Consider the following 23293-nt stretch of genomic DNA (forward strand, 5'->3'; position numbering starts at 1 on the left):
ACACAACTCCGAAATTCTCTAGAAACCTTATCAATCCCGCCCCAGGCAGGATTTTCCTCTTAAAAGCACAACCCTTGTAACGCAAAGGCGCATCCGAAGATGCGCCTTTTTAGACTGCGTAAACCTCAGTGCGCTTTCACGCAGCAGCCTTACTCAGCCTTTGGCGTCTCGCGCAGACGGATATGCAACTCGCGCAGCGCCTTGGCATCCACCACGCCCGGAGCCTGGGTCATTACGTCCGCAGCACTCTGGGTTTTCGGGAAGGCGATCACTTCACGGATCGACTGGGCGCCGGTCATCAGCATCACCAGACGGTCCAGACCGAATGCCAGGCCGCCGTGCGGCGGAGCGCCGTACTTCAGGGCATCGAGCAGGAAGCCGAATTTCTCTTCCTGTTCCGCTTCGTTGATGCCCAACAGGCGGAAGACCGCTTGTTGCATCTCTTTGCGGTGGATACGGATCGAACCGCCACCCAGTTCGGTGCCGTTCAAGACCATGTCGTAGGCACGCGACAGCGCGCCTGCCGGGTTGGCTTCCAACTCTTCAGGCGAGCACTTCGGTGCAGTGAACGGGTGGTGCAAGGCGCTGAAGCTGCCGTCGTCGTTCTCTTCGAACATCGGGAAGTCGACGACCCACATCGGTGCCCACTTGCAGGTCAGCAGGTCCAGGTCGTGGCCCAGCTTGATCCGCAGCGCGCCCAGGGCTTCGCTGACGATCTTGGCTTTGTCGGCGCCGAAGAACACGATGTCGCCGTCAACCGCACCGACGCGATCGAGGATCGCGTTCAGGTTGTCCAGCGGAATGTTCTTCACGATCGGCGATTGCAGGCCGTCAACGCCATTGGCGCGCTCGTTGACCTTGATGTACGCCAGGCCCTTGGCACCGTAGATGCCGACGAACTTGGTGTAGTCGTCGATCTGCTTGCGCGGCATGCTCGCGCCGCCAGGCACGCGCAGGGCGGCGATGCGGCATTTAGGGTCGTTGGCCGGGCCGCTGAACACCTTGAAGTCGACTTCCTTGAGCTGGTCGGCCACGTCCACCAGTTCCAGCGGGATACGCAGGTCTGGCTTGTCGGAACCGTAGCGGCGCATGGCTTCTTCGAAGGTCATGTGCGGGAACTCGCCGAATTCCAGGTCCAGCACTTCCTTGAACAGGTTGCGGATCATTTGTTCGGTCAGGCCCATGATCTCTTTTTCATCGAGGAAACTGGTCTCGATGTCGATCTGGGTGAATTCCGGCTGGCGGTCGGCGCGCAGGTCTTCGTCGCGGAAGCACTTGGCGATCTGGTAGTAACGGTCGAAGCCGGCCACCATCAGCAGCTGCTTGAACAGTTGCGGCGATTGCGGCAAGGCGAAGAAGGAACCGGCGTGGGTACGGCTCGGCACCAGGTAGTCACGCGCGCCTTCCGGGGTGGCCCGGGTGAGGATCGGCGTTTCGACGTCGAGGAAGCCGTTTTCGTCGAGGAAGCGGCGGATGCTGGTGGTCATGCGCGAACGCAGGCGCAGCTTCTCGGCCATTTCCGGACGACGCAGGTCCAGGAAGCGGTAGCGCAGGCGAGTTTCTTCGCCGACGTCGGAGTATTCGTTGAGCGGGAACGGCGGGGTTTCCGACTCGTTCAGCACTTCCAGCTCGTAACCCAGCACTTCAATCGCGCCGGACGCCATGTTCGCGTTCACGGCACCGGCCGGACGCAGGCGAACCTTGCCGGTGATTTTCACAACATATTCGCTGCGCACGCGGTCGGCGGCGGCGAAGCTTTCAGCGCGGTCCGGATCGAACACCACCTGGGCCAGACCATCACGATCACGGATATCGAGGAAGATCACCCCGCCGTGGTCACGGCGACGGTGGACCCATCCGCACAGGGTGATTTCCTGACCATCCAGGGTCTCGTTCAGTTGGCCGCAATAGTGGCTGCGCATCATGATAGTGGTTTCACTTCTCGTAATTCGAATTTCGGTGGAGGCTCGCCTCGTCACCGTACAGTTAAGCAGGGGACGGATAATGCAGGAGCCTGCGCGTAGAGTTCAACTCAGTCTGCTTTGTCGCCGCCCGCCAGATTCTTCTTGGCGCCGGTCTTGAAGTCGGTCTCGTACCAGCCACCGCCGCTCAGGCGAAAGCCCGGCATGGACAACATCTTCTTCAGCTCAGGTGCCTGGCAGGCAGGGCAATCGACCAGCGGCGCTGCGCTGATTTTCTGAATGGCTTCCAACTGATGACCACAGGAAGCACATTGATAATCGTACATGGGCATGGAGATGTCTCGGCGATCAGATCATTACTGCGCTGCACCCGCCCTGTGGGTAAAGACCCGGCACGCGCAGCAAAGCGCGGGATTATATCTGGTAAATCGAAGCAGCGCAGCCGGCTTTCTGCCCCAGGCCTTGCCCGCCCGGGCAGCGGGCCGGCCCGGTGCCGCCTGGCTAGTCAGGGTGGTGCGACGCCGTACTGCCTTTTAATACGTGAACCACGCACACCACCCTGACCAAACCACTGAAGTTCTTCACTCCTCCGTAACGCAAATGCACTTCCCGATCGACATAAGACAACAATGCGCTGACTGAGCAGGCATTGAGCCTGGCTATCTCCGTGAGGATATTCCAATAGATCTGCTCGAGCCGCAGGCACGTGGAAAACCCGTTGAGCCTGACCGACCGGGACAATGGCTTGGCCAGTCCCATATCGAACCCTTTAGCAAAAGGATCGACTTTTATCTTATGAAAACCACAGGTTTCCATCACTCCACTACCCACTCCGCGTGACATACACCTGACACTCCATTGCCAAACAGCAGCCCATGGGTTTCTCCCATCGGACAGTGGCCCTATAAAACAGCAGGACGTGCGGGGCAGCCAGAAGACGCGGAGTCGATAGTCGTAGGACAACGCCAGGAAGCGCAGAGAAACAAGCGAGCGGCGCCAGGACGGCACCACTCGGTTTGCTTTTGGGGCTGGAGCGTTACTGGTTTTCGAGCAGGGATCGCAGCATCCACGCCGTTTTTTCGTGGACTTGCATACGCTGGGTCAGCAGATCGGCGGTCGGCTCATCGCTGACCTTATCGAGCAACGGGAAGATACCGCGCGCGGTGCGGGTCACAGCTTCCTGGCCCGCCACCAATTGCTTGATCATCTCTTCTGCGCTGGGCACACCCTCTTCTTCCTTGATCGAAGACAGACGGGCGTAGATCGAATAGGCACCCGGCGCCGGGAAGCCCAGGGCACGGATACGCTCGGCAATGGAGTCCACCGCCAGCGCGAGTTCGTTGTACTGCTCTTCAAACATCAAGTGCAGCGTACGAAACATGGGGCCGGTGACGTTCCAATGGAAGTTGTGGGTCTTCAAATACAGTACATAGGTATCGGACAGCAGCCGTGAAAGCCCATCGACGATGGATTTACGATCTTCTTCACTGATACCAATATCGATTGCCATGTTTTTCCCCTTCAATTGACGAGCATTCATTGATCAGGTGCAGGACCACTCTAGCAAGAGTGCAAGCCGTGTGCAGCCCGACACACGCAACTGGCGTGCGGCAAATCGCCCCTCTGCATGACAGGTTTGCTACACCCAGCAGTCCTGGTTCAATCGACGGCGCGCAGGCCTCAGCCTCAAGTAGGAAAACGCCCAAAATGCCGCCGAAAAAGTCCGCACCTGTCTAGGACAAGTGTTTGAAGCAGAAATGCCATCGCGCCTGCAACACCCCGAAATGCTTGATTTGAGTAGGCACAGCCTTTGCTGTTAAATAGACGGCGTGTGGTTGCCGTTAATTTGCGCGGCACACCACATAGGCTGATACCCGTGCACGTGCCCAACGCCTCCCATTGTTCAGAAGCGAACCGTGCCCGTCAGCTCTTCCTTGTGATCCTTCTTAACGTGAGTTAATCAAAATGTTGAAAATCGTCCACCTGCTAACGGGCGTTGCAGCGTTGCTGCTGTCCTTTATACCGAGCTTGCAACAGGGAAGCCCTCCCTACCTGGAACAACACGACGCTCTGTACCTGGCCTTGTTCGGCCTTCTTAACCTGACGCTGGCACCGGTGATCCCGTACTGGAACAAAGGCACACGTCATCAACTGCAAAACCTGGTCAGCGCGCTGCTGGTACTGACCGTTGTCGTTCAAACCCTCACCCTCCTGGCACCTATGCCTGAAGTCGGCGGCCACCCGGCTATCCTGCTCAGCCTGGTGATTGCTGTGGTCGCTATCGTTCTTCACCTGGCCATCAGCTTCTACCGTTCGTCCCCAGCGGCCGCGACGCAAAACTACGACATGACCAACCGGGATACCGGTACCGTGAAGTGGTTCAACACCTCCAAAGGCTTCGGCTTTATTTCCCGCGATTCGGGCGACGATATCTTCGTCCACTTCCGGGCCATCCGTGGCGAAGGCCACCGCGTTCTGGTCGAAGGCCAGCGCGTGGAGTTCTCCGTCATGAACCGTGACAAAGGCCTGCAAGCCGAAGACGTGATCGCGGCATTGCCGCGTCGCTGATACTTTTCTCGGCGTAAAAAAACCGCGATCCAGCCCTGCTGGGTCGCGGTTTTTTTATGGCGCGCATTAATAATGTGGCGGCGGCGCTTCTTCTTCGGATGACTCGAACTGGCCACCCATTTCTTCCTGACGCTTGAGCAGCGCCGTCATCTGCAGCTGCAGGCGCTCTACCGCCCGCTGCTGGGTGACCAGAATGTCATTGAGGGTCTCGATGGTGTCGTCCTGAAAGGCCAGGCGGCTTTCCAGGTCGGTGACGCGTTCTTGCAGATCCATAATTCAGTCCTGGCTAAAGATGAAGCCGGCAGGCAATAAAGCGCGCAGTCGGGCGCGTATCGCCGTTACTTGCTCTTCGGTGTACGGCCGGGCCGGATGCTTGCCCCAGACCGGTGCAGGCCAGGCGGCATCATCACGCTTGCGGACGATCACGTGCACGTGCAACTGGCTGACCACGTTACCCAGCGCACCAATGTTCATCTTGTCGGCTGCCCACCCTTCGTTCAACAACGCCGCCAGGGCGGTTGTTTCCTGCCACAAGGTTTGCTGATCGGCGACATCCAGCTGAAACACTTCACTGATACCGTCAATGCGCGGCACCAGGATGAACCACGGGTAATTCGAGTCATTGGACAGCAGCAGGCGGCAGAGCGGGAAGTCCCCAATAGCCAGTGTGTCTTGTTGCAGGCGTTGGTCTAAGGCGAACACGCGGGCACTCCGTTTGGCAGGTCAATTTCAGGTGCCCAGCATACCTTTGAATGCGCAACGCTTCACGGCGAATGCGCAAAGCCTCGATGCATGCGGATAAAAAACGTGCCCCCTTTAGAGGCAAGCGAATATTTGAGCTACGCTGAATCGGGCCTCGACGGAATGCACCAAAATGACCCACCCGTGCCTCAAAGGGATCCGCCGATTACCCACTCATGAGGGTCAACCGGTAACGTTTTTACCTGGTACAGGATTTATGCAGCCCTGCAGAGGTGTAACGCCTGGGCGTCAAGCCCAAACCAAACGGCGTAAAAAGCCCGTGCTTATGCGGTTTTTACACTCCCGTAACGTTTTTCACGAAAAAATGACATTTGGTTACCGCTTTGTGCACGCTTGTTGCATTCACCCCACTATCGTCGGCAACGGCACCCGTTTGGAAGCAGGTGTTTCGCGATAAAAACACAAGCGATTGAGTGCGTATCACGGAAGATTTCAAACTTCGAAAGCGGTCTGAAAACAGCACTTAAGTTGTCAGCCTGGTTACAGTCGGGCTGTGAATTTGCGACATGGAAATAGCAATTTACGACAGCCTCGTAAAGAAGCTGAAAGGATAGATGGGTAAGTATCGTCAATAGGGTCCGCGTGATATAACTTTGCGCCGACACAAAAAAGAAAGAGCCGCCCAGATAAAAATACAGGTGGGACGGCAGTACTCTTCCTAAAACCAAAGGAGCAAATCACGATGCGCGTGATGAAGTGGAGCATGATCGCCCTGGCTGTTTCAGCAGGCACCTCGCAGTTCGCAATGGCGTCCGCCCAGGACGATTCCAAGGGCTTTGTTGAAGACAGTACTTTCAGCATCAACACTCGTTTGCTGAACTTCAGCCGCGACTTCCGTAACAACGACACCGGCAAAAGCCGTGTAGACGAAACTGGCCTGGGCTTCAACGGCCTGTTCCAGTCGGGCTACACCCAAGGCACCATCGGCGTCGGTGTTGATGTGATCGGCCTGCTGGGCGTGAAACTCGACAGCGGCAAGGGTCGTTCGGGCACTGGCCTGTTCCCTACCGGTGCAGACGGCCGCTCGCAAGACGACTACTCCAAAGGCGGCGGCGCTGTTAAGTTCCGCATCTCCGACACCGTGCTCAAAGTCGGCGACCAATACACCACCGCGCCTGTATTCGCCTCCGATGACAGCCGCTTGCTGCCAGAGCTGCCGCAAGGTATCTCGATCACCAGCAACGAGATCAAGGGCCTGAAACTCGAAGGTGGTCACTTCACCTCCAGCGTGGCACAAGCACAGACTTACCGTGACAGCCTGGGCCTGACCAAAACCGACTTCATCGGTGGTGTTTACGCCCTGACTCCAGAAGTCAGCGCCAGCCTTTACTACGCGAAGACTGAAGACTACTGGAAGAAAACCTACGCCAACCTGAACTGGACTCACGCGCTGAGCAACGAACAGTCCCTGGCCGTTGACTTCAACATTTACAGCACCAAGAGCGACGGCGCCGGCCTGCAACGCGCAGAAAAAGACGGCACCACCAAACTGGACAACCGTGCCTACAGCTTGCAAGGCGCGTACACCATCCAGGCTCACACGTTCACCCTGGCCTACCAAAAAGTCAGCGGTGACGGTGACTACGGCTACGGCGTAGACGGCGGCGGCACGATTTTCCTGGCCAACTCCATCGCCCGTTCCGACTTCAACGCTGAAGACGAGAAATCGTTCCAGGCTCGTTATGACCTGAACATGGCCACCTTCGGCGTGCCAGGCCTGAGCTTCATGACTCGCTACGTTAAAGGTACCGGCGCTAACACCGCAGAGACCTCCAACGGCAAAGAGTGGGAACGTGACATCGAAGCCAAGTACGTGATTCAGAGCGGTCCAGCAAAAGACCTGAGCCTGCGCGTGCGTCAAGCGACCTATCGTTCGTCTGATGGCGTGTACTACGGTTCGGCGTCTATCGACGAACTGCGTCTGATCGCGCAATACCCGTTGAACATCTTGTAATTGCCAGTTTGATTACAACGATGGCTTAAGGCCTCGGCCTTAAATAAAAAGCCGCTCCCCTGTTTGCAAGGGAGCGGCTTTTTTATTGCAGTTTTATTTCTCTGAAAAATAACTAGCAAGCTAACTAACGAGATTAACTGCGCGCATCGAACCTGACCATTCGGCCAAGTTCGATACGTTGCGCTTAGTTATTTCGCAGCCGGTTCCTGCATTACTCGAATAACGCGCTGTGGAAACGGAATATCAATGCCCGCGCCTTTCAAACGATCACGCGCCAGTTCATTAAGCATGAACACCACGTCCCAGTAATCTGACGTCTTGGTCCAGCAGCGCAAAGACACGGTGATCGAACTGTCACCCAAGGTCGACACCACAGCAACTGCCGCAGGATCTGCCAATACACGCGGGTCTTTTGCCAGCTCCAACAGCACTTCGCGAGCCTTCTGCAGGTCGGCTTCATAGTCGACACCCACGTCAAACACCACCTTGCGGGTCGGCTGACGGTTGGTGTTGGTGATGATGCCGTTGGACAGGATGCCGTTAGGCACAATCACGGTTTTGTTGTCGCCGGTACGCAGCACGGTGTGGAAGATCTGAATACTGTCGACGGTCCCGGATGTGCCCTGGGCCTCGATCCAGTCACCGATGCGGAATGGGCGGAACAGCAGAATCAGCACGCCGCCGGCGAAGTTGGCCAGGCTGCCTTGCAACGCCAGGCCGATGGCCAGGGTAGCCGCACCGATGGCGGCGACGAACGAGGTGGTTGCCACGCCGATCATCGAGGCCACGCTGACAATCAGCATGACTTTCAATGCGATGTTGGCAAGGCTGGTGATGAAGTGCTGCAGCGCCAGGTCCGCATTGCGGATGGCCAGCAAGCGCCCCACGCGGTGGGTAAATACGTTAATCAGCCACCAGCCAATGGCCAGGGTTATCACTGCCAGCAACACCCGGCTGCCGTATTCCATAATCATCGGGATCCAGGACTGCGAGGTCTTGATCAGGTGATCCACTTCAGCGTTCAAATCCATCTATCTTCTCCTGTTGCGCGGATGTGCGGCTTGATTGACTGCCATAAAACGCAAATGAGCCCCGTGGGGCTCAAGTGTAGGCACAGACTCTGGGGCGTGGGACGTCAAAAACACCCACAGGTTCCGCGAAGTGCCATCAGTCGCGGAAGTTATTGAACTGCAGTGGCATGTCGAAGGTCTTGGCGCGCAGGGCAGCGATTGCCTCTTGCAGATCGTCACGCTTCTTGCCGGTCACGCGAACCTGTTCACCCTGGATGGCGGCCTGGACTTTCAGCTTGGCATCCTTGATGTGCGCGACGATCTTCTTTGCCAGCTCTTTGTCGATGCCTTCCTTGAGCACGGCTTCCTGCTTCATCAGCTTGCCGGAGGCGTAGGCGTCCTTGACTTCAAGGCACTGCACGTCGATCTTGCGCTTGACCAGGGCCAGCTTGAGAATCTCGATCATCGCTTCCAGCTGGAAATCGGCTTCAGCGGTCAGGTTGACGGTCAGTTCCTTTTCCTTGAACTCGAAGCTGCCCTTGCCTTTCAAGTCATAGCGACGGTCCAGCTCCTTGACGGCGTTCTCGACGGCGTTGGTGACTTCGTGTTTGTCCAGTTCGGATACCACGTCGAACGAAGGCATGTCATTTCTCCAATATAAGGGGCGGGCTCAGTAGAGATGGAGCGCGCCCAAGCTAAAATGCCGAGGCATTATAGCGGTTCTTTCGCCCTGTTCACTGTGAGCGACCCTACGGAGCACAAACTCATGTCGACTACCTGGCACATTCTCGGCGCCGGCAGCCTGGGCACACTGTGGGCCACACGCCTGTCGCGCGCGGGCGTGCCCGTGCGGCTGATCCTGCGGGATGAGGCGCGCCTTTCCAGCTACCGGCAGGCAAAAGGCCTGACGCTGGTAGAGCATGGCGTAGAGCAGACCTACCCAGTGATCGGCGAAACACCCCACAGCCAAGAACCCATTCATCGTCTGCTGGTGGCGTGCAAAGCCTACGACGCCGAAACCGCCATCGCACAGCTGCAACACCGGCTGGTACCGGACGCCGAACTGATCCTGTTGCAAAACGGCCTGGGCAGCCAGGACGCCGTGGCCGCGCAGCTGCCGCAAGCCCGTTGCATCTTTGCCTCCAGCACCGAAGGCGCGTTCCGCGACGGCGATTGGCGCGTGGTCTTTGCCGGCCATGGCTACACCTGGCTGGGGGACGCGGGCCACCCGACGCCACCGCGGTGGCTGGACGACCTGCACGCCGCCGGCATTCCCCACGAATGGAGCACCGATATTCTCACCCGCCTGTGGCGCAAGCTGGCGCTCAATTGCGCAATCAACCCGTTGACCGTGCTCTACCAGTGCCGCAACGGCGGTCTGCAAGACCACCAATGCGAAGTGGCGACCTTGTGCGCCGAATTGACCGAGTTGCTCGAGTGCTGCGGTCAACCGGCCGCCGCCGAGGCGTTGCACAGCGAAGTAGAACGCGTCGTCCACGCGACGGCGGCCAACTACTCCTCCATGTATCAGGACGTGGCAAACGCCCGGCGCACCGAAATCAGCTACCTGCTGGGCTACGCTTGCCAGGCGGCGGCCCGCCATCAGTTGGTGCTGCCGCATCTGCAACAGCTGCAAGCGCGGCTGATCGACCACTTACGCGCACGCGGATTGGCCACCGACTGAGGCACGCGCTACCCTGCCTACCTGTCTATCACCTGGGAAAACCCTGATGCCATTGCGCCAGCGTCTTGAAAATCTACCGGTAGGGCAGAAACTGCTGGCCGCCCTGCTGGTGTTGTTGACCACCGTGTTGTTGGTGGCCAACCTGACGTTTATCAGCGCCGCCTACTGGATCTCCCAGGAAAGCATGGCCCCGCAGGCGTTGCAGGCCATCGGTCGCCTGGTGTCCAACCCCGCCCTCGCCGCCGAAGCCCTCGAATCCCCGGCCAAGGCCGACGCCCTGCTCAGCGAATTGACCAGCTACTCGCCACTACGCGCCGCCGCCTTGTACGACGGCGAAGGCACCCGCCTGGCCCAAATGCAACACGGCAACCGCCTGCACCTGCCGGACAACTACCGGCATATCGAGGCCTGGCGCGTCACCGAATTTCGCAGCAACCAGGTCATCACCCTGCCCCGCGCCGGCCAGCCTCCGGGGCATTTACTGTTGGTGGCCAGCAGCGAGCTACCCGTGGCGTTCTATACCGGCACGCTGACAGCCAGCCTGGGCATCCTGATTTTCAGCGTGTTGCTCTGGCTGGTCATCGCCCGGCAGATCAAACGCTTGATCACCCGCCCGATTCACGAACTCGAAGAGCTCTCGCGCCAGGTGACCCGCGAAGAAAACTACGCCCTGCGTGCCGGGCGCGGCAACCATGATGAAATCGGCAGCCTGGCCGAAGCGTTCAACACCATGCTGTCGCGCATTGAAGCCCGCGAGCATCAGCTCAAGCGAGCGCGGGACGACTCCCAGGCCGCCTACGCCCAAGCCCAGGGCCTGGCCGAAGAGACGCGCCACACCAACCGCAAGCTGGAACTCGAAGTGCAGGTTCGCAGCAAGATCGAGAAAAAACTCACGGGCTTCCAGAATTACCTGAACAGCATTATCGACTCGATGCCTTCCGCGCTGATCGCCCTGGACGAACAACTCTACGTCACCCAGTGGAATCAGGAAGCCACCGCGCTTTCCGGCACGCGCCTGGACGAAGCGCTGAACCAGCCGATCTTCCTCGCGTTCCAGCCGCTCAAGCCCTACCTGCCACAAATCAAGGCCACGGTTGAGCAACACACGGTTGAACGCATTGAGCGCGTCACCTGGATAAAGGATGACGAGGCCAAGCATTACGCCCTGACCTTTTACCCCTTGATGGGCGGCGCCGGGCGCGGCGTGGTGATCCGTATCGACGACATCACCCAGCGCTTGTCCCTGGAAGAAATGATGGTGCAGTCGGAGAAAATGCTCTCCGTCGGCGGCCTGGCCGCGGGCATGGCCCACGAAATCAACAACCCGCTCGGGGCGATCCTGCACAACGTGCAGAACATCCGCCGCCGCCTGTCCCCCGACCTGCCGAAGAACCTGGAACACGCGGAACAGGCGGGCATCGAACTGGAGGTGGTCAACCGCTACCTGCAGGGCCGCGAAGTCCCGCAATTGCTCGATGGCATCCAGCAAGCCGGCGCACGCGCGGCGAAGATCGTCACGCATATGCTCAGTTTCAGCCGCCGCAGCAATCGGCAAATGGCGCCTTGCGATTTGCCAGCACTGATCGACCAGGCGGTGGAAATTGCCGGCAATGACTTCGACCTGACGATCGGCTTCGACTTCAAGGGCCAGGCAATCATCCGCCAGTTCGACCCGCAGCTCGGCCCGGTGCCCGGCACCGCCAACGAACTGGAACAGGTACTGCTCAACCTGTTGAAAAACGCCGCCCAGGCCATTCACCTGCGTGAAGACGACCGCGAGCCCGGGCGCATTATTTTACGTACCCGCCTCAACCCGCCCTGGGCGGAGATCCAGGTGGAAGACAATGGCATCGGCATGAGCGAAAACGTGCGCAAACGCACGTTCGAGCCGTTCTTCACCACCAAGGAAATCGGCCAAGGCACCGGGCTGGGGCTGTCGGTGTCGTATTTCATCGTCACCAATAACCACAAAGGCCAGATGGAAGTGCACTCCACCCTCGGCCAAGGTACCTGCTTCACCCTGCGCCTGCCGCTGGCCGGCAGCCAAATGCCACCCTTTGACCTGACTCAACTGGAGCAATAACCATGGGCTTTCGCCTGTCGAAGATCTACACCCGTACCGGCGACACAGGCGAGACCGGCCTGGGCGACGGCCGTCGCGTGCCCAAGGACCACCCGCGGGTGGAAGCCATCGGCGAGGTGGACACGCTCAACAGCCAGTTGGGTTTACTGCTGGCCAGCCTTGAAGAGCAGAGCGGCAAGCATCCGCAACTGAACGACGTGATTGAGGTGCTTACCCCTTGCCAGCATCGATTGTTCGACTTGGGTGGTGAGCTGGCGATGCCGGTGTACAAGGCATTGAATGCGGCCGAAGTTGATCGGCTGGAAGCGGCGATTGACCGCTGGAATGAGGAAGTCGGGCCGCTGGAAAACTTCATCTTGCCCGGTGGTTCCGCGCTGATCGCCCAAGCCCACGTGTGCCGTAGCCTGGCGCGCAGTGCGGAGCGGCGGTGTCAGCAGTTGAATGCGGTTGAACCGTTGGAAGGCGTGGGGTTGGCGTACATCAATCGGTTGTCGGACTTGTTGTTTGTGGCGGCACGGGTGATTGCCAAGCGCCAGGGTGTGGCTGAGGTGTTGTGGCAGGCGGCGGCTAAGCCACACTGAGTTTTTGGGGTGACTGATCTGAACCCCTTCGCGCGCAAGCCCGCTCCCACAGTTGACTGCATTCCAACATTGGAACCCGGTCGACTGTGGGAGCGGGCTTGCTCGCGAAGAGGCCCGTCAGAACAACATCAAACCTGCGGCCAAAACGCCCGAATCCCGGCAACACCCTGAGCCCCAGCGGCCCACGCCTGCTCCCGCTCTGCCGGCCCTACGCCGCCGAGCAAAAACACGGGTTTGCTGAACCCACGGATCAACTCGGCCGCCTGCTCCCACCCCAATGGCTGAGCATCCGGGTGCGTTTGGGTCGGCTGCACCGGTGACAGCGTGACAAAATCCACGTCCATCATTTCCGCCAGCGCCAGTTCTTCAGCGTTGTGGCAGGAGGCCGCCAACCAGCGATCCTTCGGCAGTGGGCGTCCCTTGCTCGCGTATTTACGCAACTGCGCCGACGTCATGTGCCAGCCGGCCGCCGGGAAATCCCCCAGCCACTCAAACGGGCCCTTGAGCATCAATTGCGCCTTGCCGGCACACAGGCCAACGGCGTCCACTGCCAGGTCACGGTATTTAGGGTCGTAACCATTGGGCGCACGCAGCTGAACCAGCTTGATGCCCCCGGCAATCGCCTTCTGAATACCACGCAGCAAGGTCGGGGTTTCCAGCTCGCCTGGGGTAATCAGGTACTCAGCCGGCAGCCGCGCCGCCGCCACGATCGGGGCATTCGCCGCCGGGAACGCATAGTTGATCAAGTCTCGCGGAGCCACCCATTCCAACGGCTGCCCTTCGGCACCGTGGGGCTCGCCGGTAAAGGCCGAGACTTCCCAGACATCCAGCAACACCTGCTTGTCCGGGTAGTCATGCTGCACCTTGATCAGCGGGCGTGCCGTGGTGACCTGGATGCCCAGTTCTTCCTGCAATTCGCGGGACAAGGCGGCAGCAACCGATTCATCGGCCTCCACCTTGCCACCGGGAAATTCCCAGAGGCCGCCCTGATGCTGGGTATCGGCGCGGCGCGCCAGCAGGATCCTGCCATCGACACCGCGGATCACCGCTGCTGCTACATGCACTCGTTTCACCGCGCTTATCCTCTTGGCTGTCAGGTGCGGTATTCCGCATTGATCTTCACGTACTCGTGGGACAGGTCAGTGGTCCAGATCGTTTCGCTGCACTCACCGCGACCCAGCTCGATGCGGATGGTGATTTCTTCCTGCTGCATCACTGCCGAGCCCTGGGCTTCGGTGTAGGTTTCGGCGCGGGCGCCACGGCTGGCAATGCACACCTCGCCAAGGAACACGTCGATCTTGCTCACATCCAGGTCAGGCACGCCGGCACGGCCAACGGCGGCGAGGATGCGGCCCCAGTTCGGGTCAGAGGCAAACAAGGCAGTCTTGATCAGCGGCGAGTGGGCCACGGTGTAGCCAACGTCCAGGCATTCCTGGTGGTTGGCGCCGCCGTTGACTTCAACGGTTACGAACTTGGTCGCGCCTTCGCCGTCACGCACGATGGCCTGGGCCACGTCCATGCACACCTCGAACACCGCCTGCTTCAACGCGGCGAACAGTGGGCCTTCGGTAGAGGTGATTTCCGGCAGGTTGGCCTGGCCGGTCGCAATCAACATGCAGCAGTCGTTGGTCGAGGTATCGCCATCGATGGTGATGCGGTTGAACGATTTGTTGGCGCCGTCCAGCATCAAGCGTTGCAGCACGTCGCGGGAGACTTTGGCGTCGGTGGCGATGTAGCCGAGCATGGTGGCCATGTTCGGGCGGATCATGCCCGCGCCTTTGCTGATGCCAGTTACGGTGATGGTCACGCCGTCGTGCACGAACTGACGGCTCGCGCCTTTTGGCAGTGTGTCGGTGGTCATGATGCCGGTGGCAGCGGCAGCCCAGTTATCCACAGACAAGTCATCCAGCGCGGCTTGCAGGGCGCCTTCGATTTTTTCCACCGGCAATGGCTCACCGATTACGCCGGTGGAGTAAGGCAGCACTTGGCTGGCGTCTACGCCAGTCAACTGGGCCAGCTTGGCGCAGGTGCGGGCAGCGGCCACCAGGCCAGGCTCGCCGGTGCCGGCGTTGGCGTTACCGGTGTTGGTCAGCAGGTAGCGAATCGAACCGGCCACGCGTTGTTTGGCCAGGATTACCGGCGCGGCGCAGAACGCATTGAGGGTGAATACACCGGCGACAGTCGAACCTTCGGCACAGCGCATCACCACCACATCCTTGCGCCCGGGGCGCTTGATGCCGGCCGAAGCGATACCGAGTTCAAAACCGGCAACCGGGTGCAATGTGGGCAAAGGACCAAGACCAACAGCCATGAATGCGCTCCTTAAAAATAGGTGATGTCTGTGCCGTCGCTATCGACGGTGGGAATTAATGGCAAAACGCCGCGACGGCTGATGCCGGTCGCGGCGCGGGGTGTTGCAGCGTCAGGCAAAAATCTTAGTTGATTTCGCCGTGGCAGTGTTTGAACTTCTTGCCCGAACCACACCAGCACAGTTCGTTGCGGCCCAGCTTCTGATCATTGCGAACCGGGGTTTGCGCCAAGGCCACATCGACCTCTTCGCCCAACACCTCAGGCGCTTCCAGGCCCGGTGCTTCGTCGTGCTGGAACTGCATGCGAGCAGCCAATGCTTCGGCTTCCTGGCGCAGGCGAGCTTCTTCCTCGATCGGGTCTTCGCGACGCACCTGAACGTGGGACAGCACGCGAATCGAATCGCGCTTGATCGAATCCAGCAGCTCGGAGAACAGCGTGAACGACTCGCGCTTGTACTCTTGCTTCGGGTTCTTCTGGGCGTAACCACGCAAGTGGATACCGTGACGCAAGTGGTCCATGGTCGACAGGTGGTCTTTCCACAGGTCGTCCAGCACACGCAGTACGATTTGTTTCTCGAAGGTGCGCAGCGCTTCGGCACTCGCCTGCTCTTCTTTCTCGTTGTACGCGGCCAGCAGCTCGGTCATCAGCTTCTCGCGCAGGGTTTCTTCATACAGGTGGTCGTCTTCGTCCAGCCACTGCTGAACCGGCAGGTCGACACCAAAATCGCTCTTCAACGCCGCTTCCAGACCGGCAACATCCCACTGCTCAGGCAGCGACTGTGGCGGGATATGCGCGCTGACGGTGGCGTTGAGCACGTCCTGACGGAAATCGGCAATGGTCTCGCCAATGTTGTCGGCGGCCAGCAACGTGTTACGCATGTGATAAATCACTTTACGCTGTTCGTTGTTGACGTCATCGAACTCGAGCAGTTGCTTACGAATGTCGAAGTTACGGCCTTCTACCTTGCGCTGAGCCTTCTCGATGGCGTTGGTCACCATGCGGTGCTCGATCGCTTCACCGGACTGCATGCCCAGGGCCTTCATGAAGTTCTTCACCCGATCGGAGGCGAAGATGCGCATCAGGCTGTCTTCCAGCGACAGGTAGAAACGGCTGGAACCGGCGTCACCCTGACGACCGGCACGACCACGCAGCTGGTTGTCGATACGGCGCGATTCGTGACGCTCGGAGGCGATCACCTGCAGGCCGCCGGATTCCAGCACGGCCTGATGACGTTTCTGCCAGTCAGCCTTGATCTGAGCGATCTGCTCAGGGCTCGGGTTTTCGAGCGCCGCGACTTCCACTTCCCAGTTACCGCCCAACAGGATGTCGGTACCACGACCGGCCATGTTGGTGGCAATGGTCAGTGCGCCTGGGCGACCGGCCTGGGCGATGATCTCGGCTTCTTTTTCGTGGAACTTGGCGTTGAGGACTTTGTGCTCGATGCCTTCCTTGTTGAGCAGGTTGGACACGTGCTCGGAAGTTTCGATGGTGGCAGTACCCACCAGGATCGGACGACCCTGGGCCATGCCGTCCTTGATGTCGTTGATGATTGCCGCGTATTTCTCTTCGGCCGTCAGGAACACCAGGTCGTTGTAGTCTTTACGCGCCAGCGGCTTGTTCGGTGGAATCACCATCACGGCCAGGTTGTAGATCTGGTGGAACTCGAACGCTTCGGTGTCGGCCGTACCGGTCATGCCGGACAGTTTGTTGTACAGACGGAAGTAGTTCTGGAAGGTCGTGGAGGCCAACGTCTGGCTTTCAGCCTGGATGTTGAGCCCTTCCTTGGCTTCGATGGCCTGGTGCAGGCCTTCGGACAGACGACGACCCGGCATGGTACGGCCGGTGTGTTCGTCAACCAGTACGACCTGGCCGTCCTGAACGATGTATTCGACGTTGCGATGGAACAGCTTGTGGGCGCGCAGGCCGGCATACACGTGGGTCAACAGGCCCAGGTTGTGGGCCGAGTACAGGCTTTCGCCTTCAGCCAGCTCGCCGATCTGGGTCAGCATCTCTTCGACGAACTGGTGACCGGCTTCGTTGAGTTCGACCTGACGGGTCTTCTCGTCGATGGAGAAGTGACCTTCTTTGGTCACCACGCCTTCCACTTCCTCAATGTGCTGCTCCAGACGCGGGATCAACTTGTTGATCTCGGTGTACAGGCGCGAGCTGTCTTCGGCCTGGCCGGAGATGATCAGCGGGGTACGGGCTTCGTCGATGAGGATGGAGTCGACTTCGTCGATCACGGCAAAATTGAGTTCGCGCTGGAATTTTTCTTCCATGCTGAACGCCATGTTGTCGCGCAGGTAGTCGAAACCGAATTCGTTGTTGGTGCCGTAGGTGATGTCGGCAGCGTATGCGGCGCGCTTCTCTTCCGGCGGCTGGAACGGCGTTACCACGCCGACGGTCAGGCCGAGGAATTCATACAGCGGGCGCATCCAGTTGGCGTCCCGGCGAGCCAGGTAGTCGTTCACCGTCACAACGTGTACGCCCTTGCCGGACAGTGCGTTGAGGTAAACACCCAGGGTTGCCACCAGGGTCTTGCCTTCACCAGTGCGCATTTCGGCAATCATGCCTTCATGCAAGGTCATGCCGCCGATCAACTGCACGTCGAAGTGGCGCATGCCCATGACACGCTTACCGGCTTCACGGGCGACCGCAAAGGCTTCGGGAAGCAGCTTGTCGAGGGTTTCACCTTTGGCTATGCGGGCCTTGAACTCTTGGGTCTTGGCGCGCAATTGCTCGTCCGAAAGGGCAACCATCTGCTCTTCGAAGGCATTGACCAGCTGCACCGTCTTGAGCATGCGTTTAACTTCGCGCTCATTCTTGCTTCCAAAAAGTTTCTTTAACAAAGGCGCAAACATATCGGCAGGTTCTTCCACACATAGGGATGGAGGGCGCACCGTGAGTGGCCCGAGCAGCCCTCACGGCCGCATGCGAACGCGCATTCTACCCGGAATCGTGGGTGAGGAAAGTGGCGTTATTCCCCGATGCTGGCATGGCGCTGTGAGAGGGCCTGTTTAAAATAAGGGCTTTTGCTGGAACTTCAACCCATCAAGCGCAGAAGTTACCTATTGATTTTACGAGCAAAGCGCTGCGTGACGCATTGGCTGGGGGGCACACAGGCGCTTTCTGCTAAGATGGCGGCTCTGTTACTTAAGGTGTCTAAACATGGCATTTCGCCCTCTTACAGCCCGCGCGCCCAGCGTGTTGCTCCGCGAAGCCAAGCCGTTGAAAGCCATCTTCGGCCATGCGCAACGCTTGGGCCATTTGCAACGCCTGGTCGAAAGCCAGCTACAACCTGCCGCACGTGAACATTGCCATGTGGCGTCCTGGCGCGAAGGAAATTTGCTGTTAATTGTCACCGACGGTCATTGGGCGACCCGTTTGCGCTATCAGCAAAAACGCCTGCAGCGACAATTGATGGCCTTTGATGAATTTGCCAGTTTGACCCGTATCCAGTTCAAGGTGCAGCCGCCGACCGTGCAGCAAGGCGCGGTGGGGCACACCATCAACCTGTCGGTGAATGCGGCCGAAACCATTCAGGCAACGGCCGACGGGATCAGCGATCCGGGCTTGCGCGCAGCACTGGAACGATTGGCCGCGCACGCCAAGCCCAAATCTGAATAGCTACTTACGCTTGCTGCCGCCCAGCAACGAGCCCAACAAACCCCGCACCAACTGCCGGCCCATCTGATTGGCGGCCTGCTGCATGGCTGACTTGAGTGCCTTGCCGGCCGTGGTGCCCAGAAATGCCCCGGCCTTGTCGGTAAAGCTCGGTTCTTCGGCAGCAGGCGTGGCTGCCTCAGTCGGCCCGAGCTCCTTGCGCGCCATCAACACTTCATAGGCCGACTCTCGATCAATCGGCTTGTCATAGCGCCCCAGCAACGGCGAGCTGGCAATCAGCGCGGCGCGTTCGGTTTCGCTGAGCGGCCCGATGCGCGATTGCGGCGGCGCTACCAGCACGCGTTGGACCACTTCCGGCGTGCCCTTTTCCTGCAAGGTGCCCACCAGTGCCTCACCGGTGCCCAGCTCTGTGAGCACCGACAAGGTGTCGAATGCCGGGTTGGCCCGAAAGCCATCCGCTACCGCGCGCAGGGATTTCTGCTCTTTCGTGGTGAACGCCCGCAAGCCGTGCTGAATACGCAGACCAAGTTGCGCCAGGACCGTGTCAGGCAAATCAGCGGGGGATTGCGTGACAAAGTACACACCGACACCCTTGGAGCGGATCAGGCGCACCACTTGCTCCAGTCGGTCCTGCAAAGCCTTGGGCGTGTCGGCAAACAACAAATGCGCCTCATCGAAAAACAGCGCGAGCAACGGTTTGTCGGCATCCCCGCGCTCCGGCAACTGCTCGAACAGTTCGGCCAGCAGCCACAGCAGGAAAGTCGCATACACCTTGGGCGCCTCGTGCACCAGCCGGCTGGCGTCGAGCAGATGGATTCGCCCGCGGCCGTCGCTGGCCGGCTGCAAAATATCTTCAAGCTGCAGGGCCGGCTCACCAAACAAGGCTTCAGCGCCCTGTTGTTCAAGCACCGCCAGGCGCCGCAACAGCGCCTGGCTGGAGCCGGTAGTCATCAGCGCGGCATCGTCACCCAGCAGCTGCGGGTGATAGCGCAGATGGTTGAGCAATGCCTTGAGGTCTTTGAGGTCGAGCAGCAGCAGGCCTTCGCGGTCCGCCACTTTGAAGGTGGCATAGAGTGCCGACTGCTGGCTGTCGGTGAGTTCCAACAGGCTGCCGAGCAATAAAGGTCCCATTTCGCTGATGGTCGTGCGAAGCGGATGACCCGACTGCCCGTGGATATCCCACAGCGTTACCGGATAAGCCTTCGCCGTGTAATTAAGGAAGGGCATGCCCGCGATGCGCTCAGCCACTTTACCTTGAGGGTTCGCGGCAGCCCCCAGACCGCACAGATCGCCTTTGATATCAGCGGCGAACACGGCCACACCCGCATCACTGAACGCTTCCGCCAGGCGCTGCAAGGTCACGGTCTTGCCGGTGCCCGTGGCGCCGGCAATCAGGCCGTGACGGTTGGCCAGGCGCATGGCCTGGGCGATGGGCTGGCCGTCCGGGCCGGCGCCAATAAGGAGTTGCGAGGAGTCAGGCATTTCGTCACCTTTGGTTAATCTTTAGTGCCGCAAGGTCGATACAGATAATTGTAAGACCCACAAAGTCTAAAAACAGGTCGGATGGCTCCTACAGGGACTCACAGAGCTATCACCAGAAGTACCACACCTTTTTTGACGCTGCCATTTTGCGCATCCCATGAGGACGCGCTTCGGATACCAAGACCTTAGCGGACCCTTCAAGCCATGAATAAAAACCTGCGCTTCAGCCACAAAATCCTGCTTGCAGCCGCCCTTATCGTCATCGCCGCCTTCGCATTGTTTACCCTCTACAACGACTACCTGCAACGCAACGCAATTCGCGACGACCTCAATAATTACCTGCATGAAATGGGCGACGTCACCGCCAGCAACATTCAAACCTGGCTCACCGGACGCATAGCGCTGGTGGAAAACGCAGCACAGAACATCGCCATCAACCCCGAGCCCGCCGTGGTCGCCGGCCTGCTGGAACAGAAAGCCCTGACGTCCTCGTTCATGGCCACCTACGTGGGCGACAGCAAAGGCGCCTTCACCATCCGCCCCGACACCAAGATGCCCGATGGCTTCGACCCAAGGGTGCGCCCCTGGTACAAGGGCGCCCAGTCCAGCAATGGTTCAACCCTGACTGAACCCTACATTGATGCTGCGACCGGGAAACTGATCATTTCGGTCGCCACCCCCAGCACCACCACAACTGGCCAGAGCATCGGCGTGGTTGGCGGCGACCTGAGCCTGCAAACGCTGGTGGATAACATTGGCGCGCTGAACTTCGGCGGCATGGGTTATGCGTTCCTGGTCAGTGCCGATGGCAAAGTGCTCGTGCACCCGGACAAAAACCTGGTGATGAAGACCCTGGCCGACATGTACCCCAATCACACGCCGAAGATCAGTACTGACTTCAGTGAAGTTCAAGCCAACGGTAAAGACAACATCGTGACCTTTACACCGATCAAGGGCCTGCCCTCGGTGAACTGGTACCTGGGCATTTCGGTGGATAAAGACAAGTCGTTCGCCATGCTCAGCGAGTTCCGCAATTCGGCGATCATCGCCACGATCATCGCGGTGGTGATCATCATTGCGCTGCTGGGCATGCTCATCCGCGTGCTGTTGCAACCCCTGCACGTAATGACCCGCGCGATGCAGGACATCGCCGATGGCGAGGGCGACTTGACCCGCCGCCTGACCATCCAGAACAACGATGAGTTCGGCACGCTGGGCATTGCCTTCAACCGCTTCGTGGAGCGGATTCATACCTCGATCCGCGAAGTGTCCTCGGCCACCGAACAGGTCAACGAAGTCGCTTTGCGCGTGGTCAGTGCCTCCAATTCCTCGATGGTCAACTCTGACGAGCAGGCCAACCGCACCAACAGCGTCGCCGCCGCCATCAACGAACTGGGCGCCGCCGCCCAGGAAATCGCGCGCAACGCCGCACAAGCCTCCAGCCAGGCCAGCGATGCGCGGCACTTGGCCGAAGACGGCCAACAGGTGGTGGATCGCAATATCAAGGCAATGACCCAACTGTCAGCGATGATCAGTGCTTCGAGCAGCAATATAGAAGCGCTGAACAGCAAGACTGTGAACATCGGGCAAATTCTGGAGGTGATCACCAGCATCTCCCAGCAAACCAACTTGCTGGCACTGAACGCCGCCATCGAAGCGGCGCGTGCCGGGGAAGCCGGGCGCGGGTTTGCGGTCGTGGCCGATGAGGTGCGCAACCTGGCCCATCGCACTCAGGAATCGGCGCAGCAAGTGCAGAAGATGATTGAGGAACTGCAAGTCGGCGCGCGCGACTCGGTCAGCACCATGAGTGAAAGCCAGCGCCACAGCCAGGACAGCGTGGAAATCGCCAACCTGGCCGGCGAGCGCTTGAACAGCGTGACCCAGCGCATTGGCGAGATCGACGGCATGAACCAGTCAGTGGCCACCGCCACCGAGGAGCAAACCTCGGTGGTGGAGTCGATCAACATGGACATTACCGAGATCAATACCCTCAATCAGGAAGGCGTGGAAAACCTGCAATCCACCCTGCGCGCCTGCACCGACCTGGAACAACAGGCCGCTCGCTTGAAACAGTTGGTGGGCAGTTTCCGAATCTGAGCCCAGTGCCCGCCGTTTTTTTAGAGCGGCGGGCCGTTATTTTTCCGGAGGCTCGGATTTGGCCTGTTCGCGCTCCCACAACTCAGCGGCACCCGGAAACTCGGTGCCGTCCTCAGCATCCAGGTCATCCGGGTCATATCGACTTAAACACCCCTCCCCCAGCGTCGCCGGGGCTTGGGAGGTGGCTTTGTCGAGTGGATCGCTCATTGATCAATCCCCAATAGCAGAAAAAAAAAGGCCTGGGACGATTTAACGCCCAGGCCTGTGCTTCTTCAAGACCTGTATCAGAACACTACGGTCTTGTTGCCGTGCACGAGCACGCGATCTTCCAAGTGATAACGCAGGCCACGGGCCAGCACCATCTTCTCGACGTCACGGCCGAAACGCACCATGTCTTCAATGCTGTCGCTGTGGCTGACGCGTACCACGTCCTGCTCGATGATCGGGCCGGCGTCCAGTTCTTCGGTGACGTAGTGGCACGTTGCGCCAATCAGCTTCACGCCACGCAGGGAGGCTTGGTGGTACGGCTTGGCACCCACAAACGACGGCAGGAAGCTGTGGTGAATGTTGATCACCTTGCCAGCGTATTCACGGCACAGTTCCGGCGGCAGAATCTGCATGTAGCGCGCCAGCACCACCACATCCGCTTCGTGCTGCTTGACCAGGCGGGAGACTTCGGCAAAGGCCGGCTCCTTGTCCTGCGGGTTGACCGGCACGTGGTAGTACGGGATGCCATGCCATTCGACCATGCTGCGCAGGTCGTCATGGTTGGAGATTACGCAAGCGATCTCGCAGTCCAGCTCATCACTGTGCCAGCGGTGCAGCAGGTCGGCCAGGCAATGGGACTCGCGGCTGGCCATCAGCACGACACGTTTTTTCTGCTCGGTGTCGGTGATGTGCCAGGTCATCGAAAACTCTTCAGCGATCGGCGCAAACGCCTCACGAAAAGCTTCAAGACCAAAGGGCAGCGTGTCGGCACGAATTTCGTGACGCATGAAAAACCAACCGCTGAGATCGTCCGAGTGATGGCTCGCCTCGGTGATCCAGCCGTTGTGGGAGGCCAGAAAGTTACTGACTTTGGCAACGATGCCAACCCGGTCCGGGCAAGCAATCACCAGCCGAAAAGTGCGCATTAGGGGGAAACTCCAGAACTTCGCAAAGGCGGCCATTCTAGCGATTGCGCAGAAAAACTGCAGTATTCCTTACGGCTTATTCT

21 protein-coding genes and 1 pseudogene are annotated in these 23293 nt (G+C 59.3%); 8 read left to right on the forward strand and 14 right to left on the reverse strand.

Annotated elements, in window-relative coordinates:
- Positions 1–149: 149 nt before the first annotated feature.
- The 4 genes from aspS to AB5I78_RS23330 form a co-directional block, all read right to left on the reverse strand.
- Positions 150–1925 carry an aspartate--tRNA ligase gene (aspS, locus tag AB5I78_RS23315; protein ID WP_056858570.1) on the reverse strand — a complete coding sequence of 592 codons (1776 nt, stop codon included), beginning with the start codon at positions 1923–1925 and terminating at the stop codon, positions 150–152.
- A 107-nt stretch (positions 1926–2032) separates the two neighbouring features.
- Entirely contained in the window at positions 2033–2254 is a 222-nt protein-coding gene (locus tag AB5I78_RS23320; protein ID WP_017139808.1) for an FmdB family zinc ribbon protein, read from the reverse strand.
- A gap of 169 nt (positions 2255–2423) precedes the next feature.
- Positions 2424–2765: a ribbon-helix-helix domain-containing protein gene (locus AB5I78_RS23325; protein WP_145165355.1), complete on the reverse strand. Its 342-nt coding sequence runs from the start codon at positions 2763–2765 to the stop codon at positions 2424–2426.
- A 193-nt stretch (positions 2766–2958) separates the two neighbouring features.
- Positions 2959–3432 (reverse strand): Dps family protein, encoded by a 474-nt coding sequence (locus tag AB5I78_RS23330; RefSeq protein WP_003193874.1) that lies wholly within the window; start codon positions 3430–3432, stop codon positions 2959–2961.
- 455 nt (positions 3433–3887) lie between these two features.
- Here AB5I78_RS23330 and AB5I78_RS23335 point away from each other — a divergent pair, with 455 nt between their 5' ends.
- Positions 3888–4490 (forward strand): cold-shock protein, encoded by a 603-nt coding sequence (locus tag AB5I78_RS23335; RefSeq protein ID WP_106578384.1) that lies wholly within the window; start codon positions 3888–3890, stop codon positions 4488–4490.
- Positions 4491–4556: 66 nt separating this feature from the next.
- Here AB5I78_RS23335 and AB5I78_RS23340 read toward each other — a convergent pair whose 3' ends face one another.
- Positions 4557–4763, reverse strand: a complete 207-nt coding sequence (locus AB5I78_RS23340; protein ID WP_005790924.1) for a SlyX family protein — start codon at positions 4761–4763, stop codon at positions 4557–4559.
- A 3-nt stretch (positions 4764–4766) separates the two neighbouring features.
- The gene (locus AB5I78_RS23345) at positions 4767–5192 is read right to left on the reverse strand and encodes an HIT domain-containing protein (protein ID WP_145165357.1); all 426 of its coding nucleotides are present in this window, start codon (positions 5190–5192) and stop codon (positions 4767–4769) included.
- Between the two features lie 742 nt (positions 5193–5934).
- On the opposite strand from AB5I78_RS23345, the gene AB5I78_RS23350 reads away from it, so the two are divergent.
- Complete coding sequence (locus tag AB5I78_RS23350; protein ID WP_145165359.1) at positions 5935–7206, forward strand: OprD family porin; 1272 nt, start codon at positions 5935–5937, stop codon at positions 7204–7206.
- 188 nt (positions 7207–7394) lie between these two features.
- On the opposite strand, the gene AB5I78_RS23355 is transcribed toward AB5I78_RS23350, so the two are convergent.
- Complete coding sequence (locus AB5I78_RS23355; protein ID WP_369302091.1) at positions 7395–8237, reverse strand: mechanosensitive ion channel family protein; 843 nt, start codon at positions 8235–8237, stop codon at positions 7395–7397.
- 136 nt (positions 8238–8373) lie between these two features.
- Complete coding sequence (locus AB5I78_RS23360; protein ID WP_003193880.1) at positions 8374–8859, reverse strand: YajQ family cyclic di-GMP-binding protein; 486 nt, start codon at positions 8857–8859, stop codon at positions 8374–8376.
- Between the two features lie 123 nt (positions 8860–8982).
- Here AB5I78_RS23360 and AB5I78_RS23365 point away from each other — a divergent pair, with 123 nt between their 5' ends.
- Genes AB5I78_RS23365 through AB5I78_RS23375 form a run of 3 tightly spaced genes read left to right on the forward strand, consistent with a single transcriptional unit; the run spans position 8983 to position 12564 of the window.
- Positions 8983–9900, forward strand: coding sequence for a putative 2-dehydropantoate 2-reductase (locus tag AB5I78_RS23365; RefSeq protein ID WP_369302092.1), 918 nt, complete (start codon positions 8983–8985; stop codon positions 9898–9900).
- A 46-nt stretch (positions 9901–9946) separates the two neighbouring features.
- The gene (locus AB5I78_RS23370) at positions 9947–11983 is read left to right on the forward strand and encodes a PAS domain-containing sensor histidine kinase (protein ID WP_145165365.1); all 2037 of its coding nucleotides are present in this window, start codon (positions 9947–9949) and stop codon (positions 11981–11983) included.
- A 2-nt stretch (positions 11984–11985) separates the two neighbouring features.
- The gene (locus tag AB5I78_RS23375) at positions 11986–12564 is read left to right on the forward strand and encodes a cob(I)yrinic acid a,c-diamide adenosyltransferase (RefSeq protein WP_145165367.1); all 579 of its coding nucleotides are present in this window, start codon (positions 11986–11988) and stop codon (positions 12562–12564) included.
- Between the two features lie 128 nt (positions 12565–12692).
- Here AB5I78_RS23375 and AB5I78_RS23380 read toward each other — a convergent pair whose 3' ends face one another.
- The 3 genes from AB5I78_RS23380 to secA form a co-directional block, all read right to left on the reverse strand.
- Positions 12693–13637, reverse strand: a complete 945-nt coding sequence (locus AB5I78_RS23380) for a Nudix family hydrolase (RefSeq protein WP_145165369.1) — start codon at positions 13635–13637, stop codon at positions 12693–12695.
- A 20-nt stretch (positions 13638–13657) separates the two neighbouring features.
- Complete coding sequence (argJ, locus tag AB5I78_RS23385; RefSeq protein ID WP_262209779.1) at positions 13658–14875, reverse strand: bifunctional glutamate N-acetyltransferase/amino-acid acetyltransferase ArgJ; 1218 nt, start codon at positions 14873–14875, stop codon at positions 13658–13660.
- A gap of 124 nt (positions 14876–14999) precedes the next feature.
- Positions 15000–17735, reverse strand: coding sequence for a preprotein translocase subunit SecA (gene secA / locus AB5I78_RS23390; RefSeq protein WP_106578375.1), 2736 nt, complete (start codon positions 17733–17735; stop codon positions 15000–15002).
- Positions 17736–18042: 307 nt separating this feature from the next.
- On the opposite strand from secA, the gene AB5I78_RS23395 reads away from it, so the two are divergent.
- A complete protein-coding gene (locus tag AB5I78_RS23395; RefSeq protein ID WP_106578374.1) occupies positions 18043–18501 on the forward strand; it encodes a DUF721 domain-containing protein in 459 nt (152 codons plus the stop codon).
- Here the strand turns inward: AB5I78_RS23395 and AB5I78_RS23400 are convergent, their stop codons facing one another.
- A complete protein-coding gene (locus tag AB5I78_RS23400; protein WP_369302093.1) occupies positions 18502–19980 on the reverse strand; it encodes a helicase HerA-like domain-containing protein in 1479 nt (492 codons plus the stop codon). It abuts the gene before it with no gap.
- A 204-nt stretch (positions 19981–20184) separates the two neighbouring features.
- Between AB5I78_RS23400 and AB5I78_RS23405 the strand changes: the two are divergent.
- Positions 20185–21219: pseudogene (locus tag AB5I78_RS23405) on the forward strand (cache domain-containing protein); the annotation flags it as partial.
- 93 nt (positions 21220–21312) lie between these two features.
- The gene (locus AB5I78_RS23410; protein ID WP_370004806.1) at positions 21313–22077 is read left to right on the forward strand and encodes a methyl-accepting chemotaxis protein; all 765 of its coding nucleotides are present in this window, start codon (positions 21313–21315) and stop codon (positions 22075–22077) included.
- 36 nt (positions 22078–22113) lie between these two features.
- Here the strand turns inward: AB5I78_RS23410 and AB5I78_RS23415 are convergent, their stop codons facing one another.
- Both AB5I78_RS23415 and purU read right to left on the reverse strand, forming a co-directional pair.
- Entirely contained in the window at positions 22114–22284 is a 171-nt protein-coding gene (locus AB5I78_RS23415; protein ID WP_242199966.1) for a hypothetical protein, read from the reverse strand.
- 77 nt (positions 22285–22361) lie between these two features.
- Positions 22362–23210: a formyltetrahydrofolate deformylase gene (gene purU, locus AB5I78_RS23420; RefSeq protein ID WP_005790961.1), complete on the reverse strand. Its 849-nt coding sequence runs from the start codon at positions 23208–23210 to the stop codon at positions 22362–22364.
- Positions 23211–23293: the final 83 nt, after the last annotated feature.

Origin of the sequence: Pseudomonas sp. N2-3-1-14 (assembly GCF_041228395.1) — a bacterium.
In the GTDB taxonomy this organism is placed as follows: Bacteria; Pseudomonadota; Gammaproteobacteria; order Pseudomonadales; family Pseudomonadaceae; genus Aquipseudomonas.

Excerpts from the sequence above, each read along its gene's own strand:
- aspS (WP_056858570.1), bottom strand. The coding sequence starts at position 1,925 with ATGATGCGCAGCCACTATTGCGGCCAACTGAACGAGACCCTGGATGGT.
- AB5I78_RS23320 (WP_017139808.1), bottom strand. The coding sequence starts at position 2,254 with ATGCCCATGTACGATTATCAATGTGCTTCCTGTGGTCATCAGTTGGAA.
- AB5I78_RS23325 (WP_145165355.1), bottom strand. The coding sequence starts at position 2,765 with ATGTCACGCGGAGTGGGTAGTGGAGTGATGGAAACCTGTGGTTTTCAT.
- AB5I78_RS23330 (WP_003193874.1), bottom strand. The coding sequence starts at position 3,432 with ATGGCAATCGATATTGGTATCAGTGAAGAAGATCGTAAATCCATCGTC.
- AB5I78_RS23335 (WP_106578384.1), top strand. The coding sequence starts at position 3,888 with ATGTTGAAAATCGTCCACCTGCTAACGGGCGTTGCAGCGTTGCTGCTG.
- AB5I78_RS23340 (WP_005790924.1), bottom strand. The coding sequence starts at position 4,763 with ATGGATCTGCAAGAACGCGTCACCGACCTGGAAAGCCGCCTGGCCTTT.
- AB5I78_RS23350 (WP_145165359.1), top strand. The coding sequence starts at position 5,935 with ATGCGCGTGATGAAGTGGAGCATGATCGCCCTGGCTGTTTCAGCAGGC.
- AB5I78_RS23355 (WP_369302091.1), bottom strand. The coding sequence starts at position 8,237 with ATGGATTTGAACGCTGAAGTGGATCACCTGATCAAGACCTCGCAGTCC.
- AB5I78_RS23360 (WP_003193880.1), bottom strand. The coding sequence starts at position 8,859 with ATGCCTTCGTTCGACGTGGTATCCGAACTGGACAAACACGAAGTCACC.
- AB5I78_RS23365 (WP_369302092.1), top strand. The coding sequence starts at position 8,983 with ATGTCGACTACCTGGCACATTCTCGGCGCCGGCAGCCTGGGCACACTG.
- AB5I78_RS23370 (WP_145165365.1), top strand. The coding sequence starts at position 9,947 with ATGCCATTGCGCCAGCGTCTTGAAAATCTACCGGTAGGGCAGAAACTG.
- AB5I78_RS23375 (WP_145165367.1), top strand. The coding sequence starts at position 11,986 with ATGGGCTTTCGCCTGTCGAAGATCTACACCCGTACCGGCGACACAGGC.
- argJ (WP_262209779.1), bottom strand. The coding sequence starts at position 14,875 with ATGGCTGTTGGTCTTGGTCCTTTGCCCACATTGCACCCGGTTGCCGGT.
- secA (WP_106578375.1), bottom strand. The coding sequence starts at position 17,735 with ATGTTTGCGCCTTTGTTAAAGAAACTTTTTGGAAGCAAGAATGAGCGC.
- AB5I78_RS23395 (WP_106578374.1), top strand. The coding sequence starts at position 18,043 with ATGGCATTTCGCCCTCTTACAGCCCGCGCGCCCAGCGTGTTGCTCCGC.
- AB5I78_RS23400 (WP_369302093.1), bottom strand. The coding sequence starts at position 19,980 with ATGCCTGACTCCTCGCAACTCCTTATTGGCGCCGGCCCGGACGGCCAG.
- AB5I78_RS23410 (WP_370004806.1), top strand. The coding sequence starts at position 21,313 with ATGGTCAACTCTGACGAGCAGGCCAACCGCACCAACAGCGTCGCCGCC.
- AB5I78_RS23415 (WP_242199966.1), bottom strand. The coding sequence starts at position 22,284 with ATGAGCGATCCACTCGACAAAGCCACCTCCCAAGCCCCGGCGACGCTG.
- purU (WP_005790961.1), bottom strand. The coding sequence starts at position 23,210 with ATGCGCACTTTTCGGCTGGTGATTGCTTGCCCGGACCGGGTTGGCATC.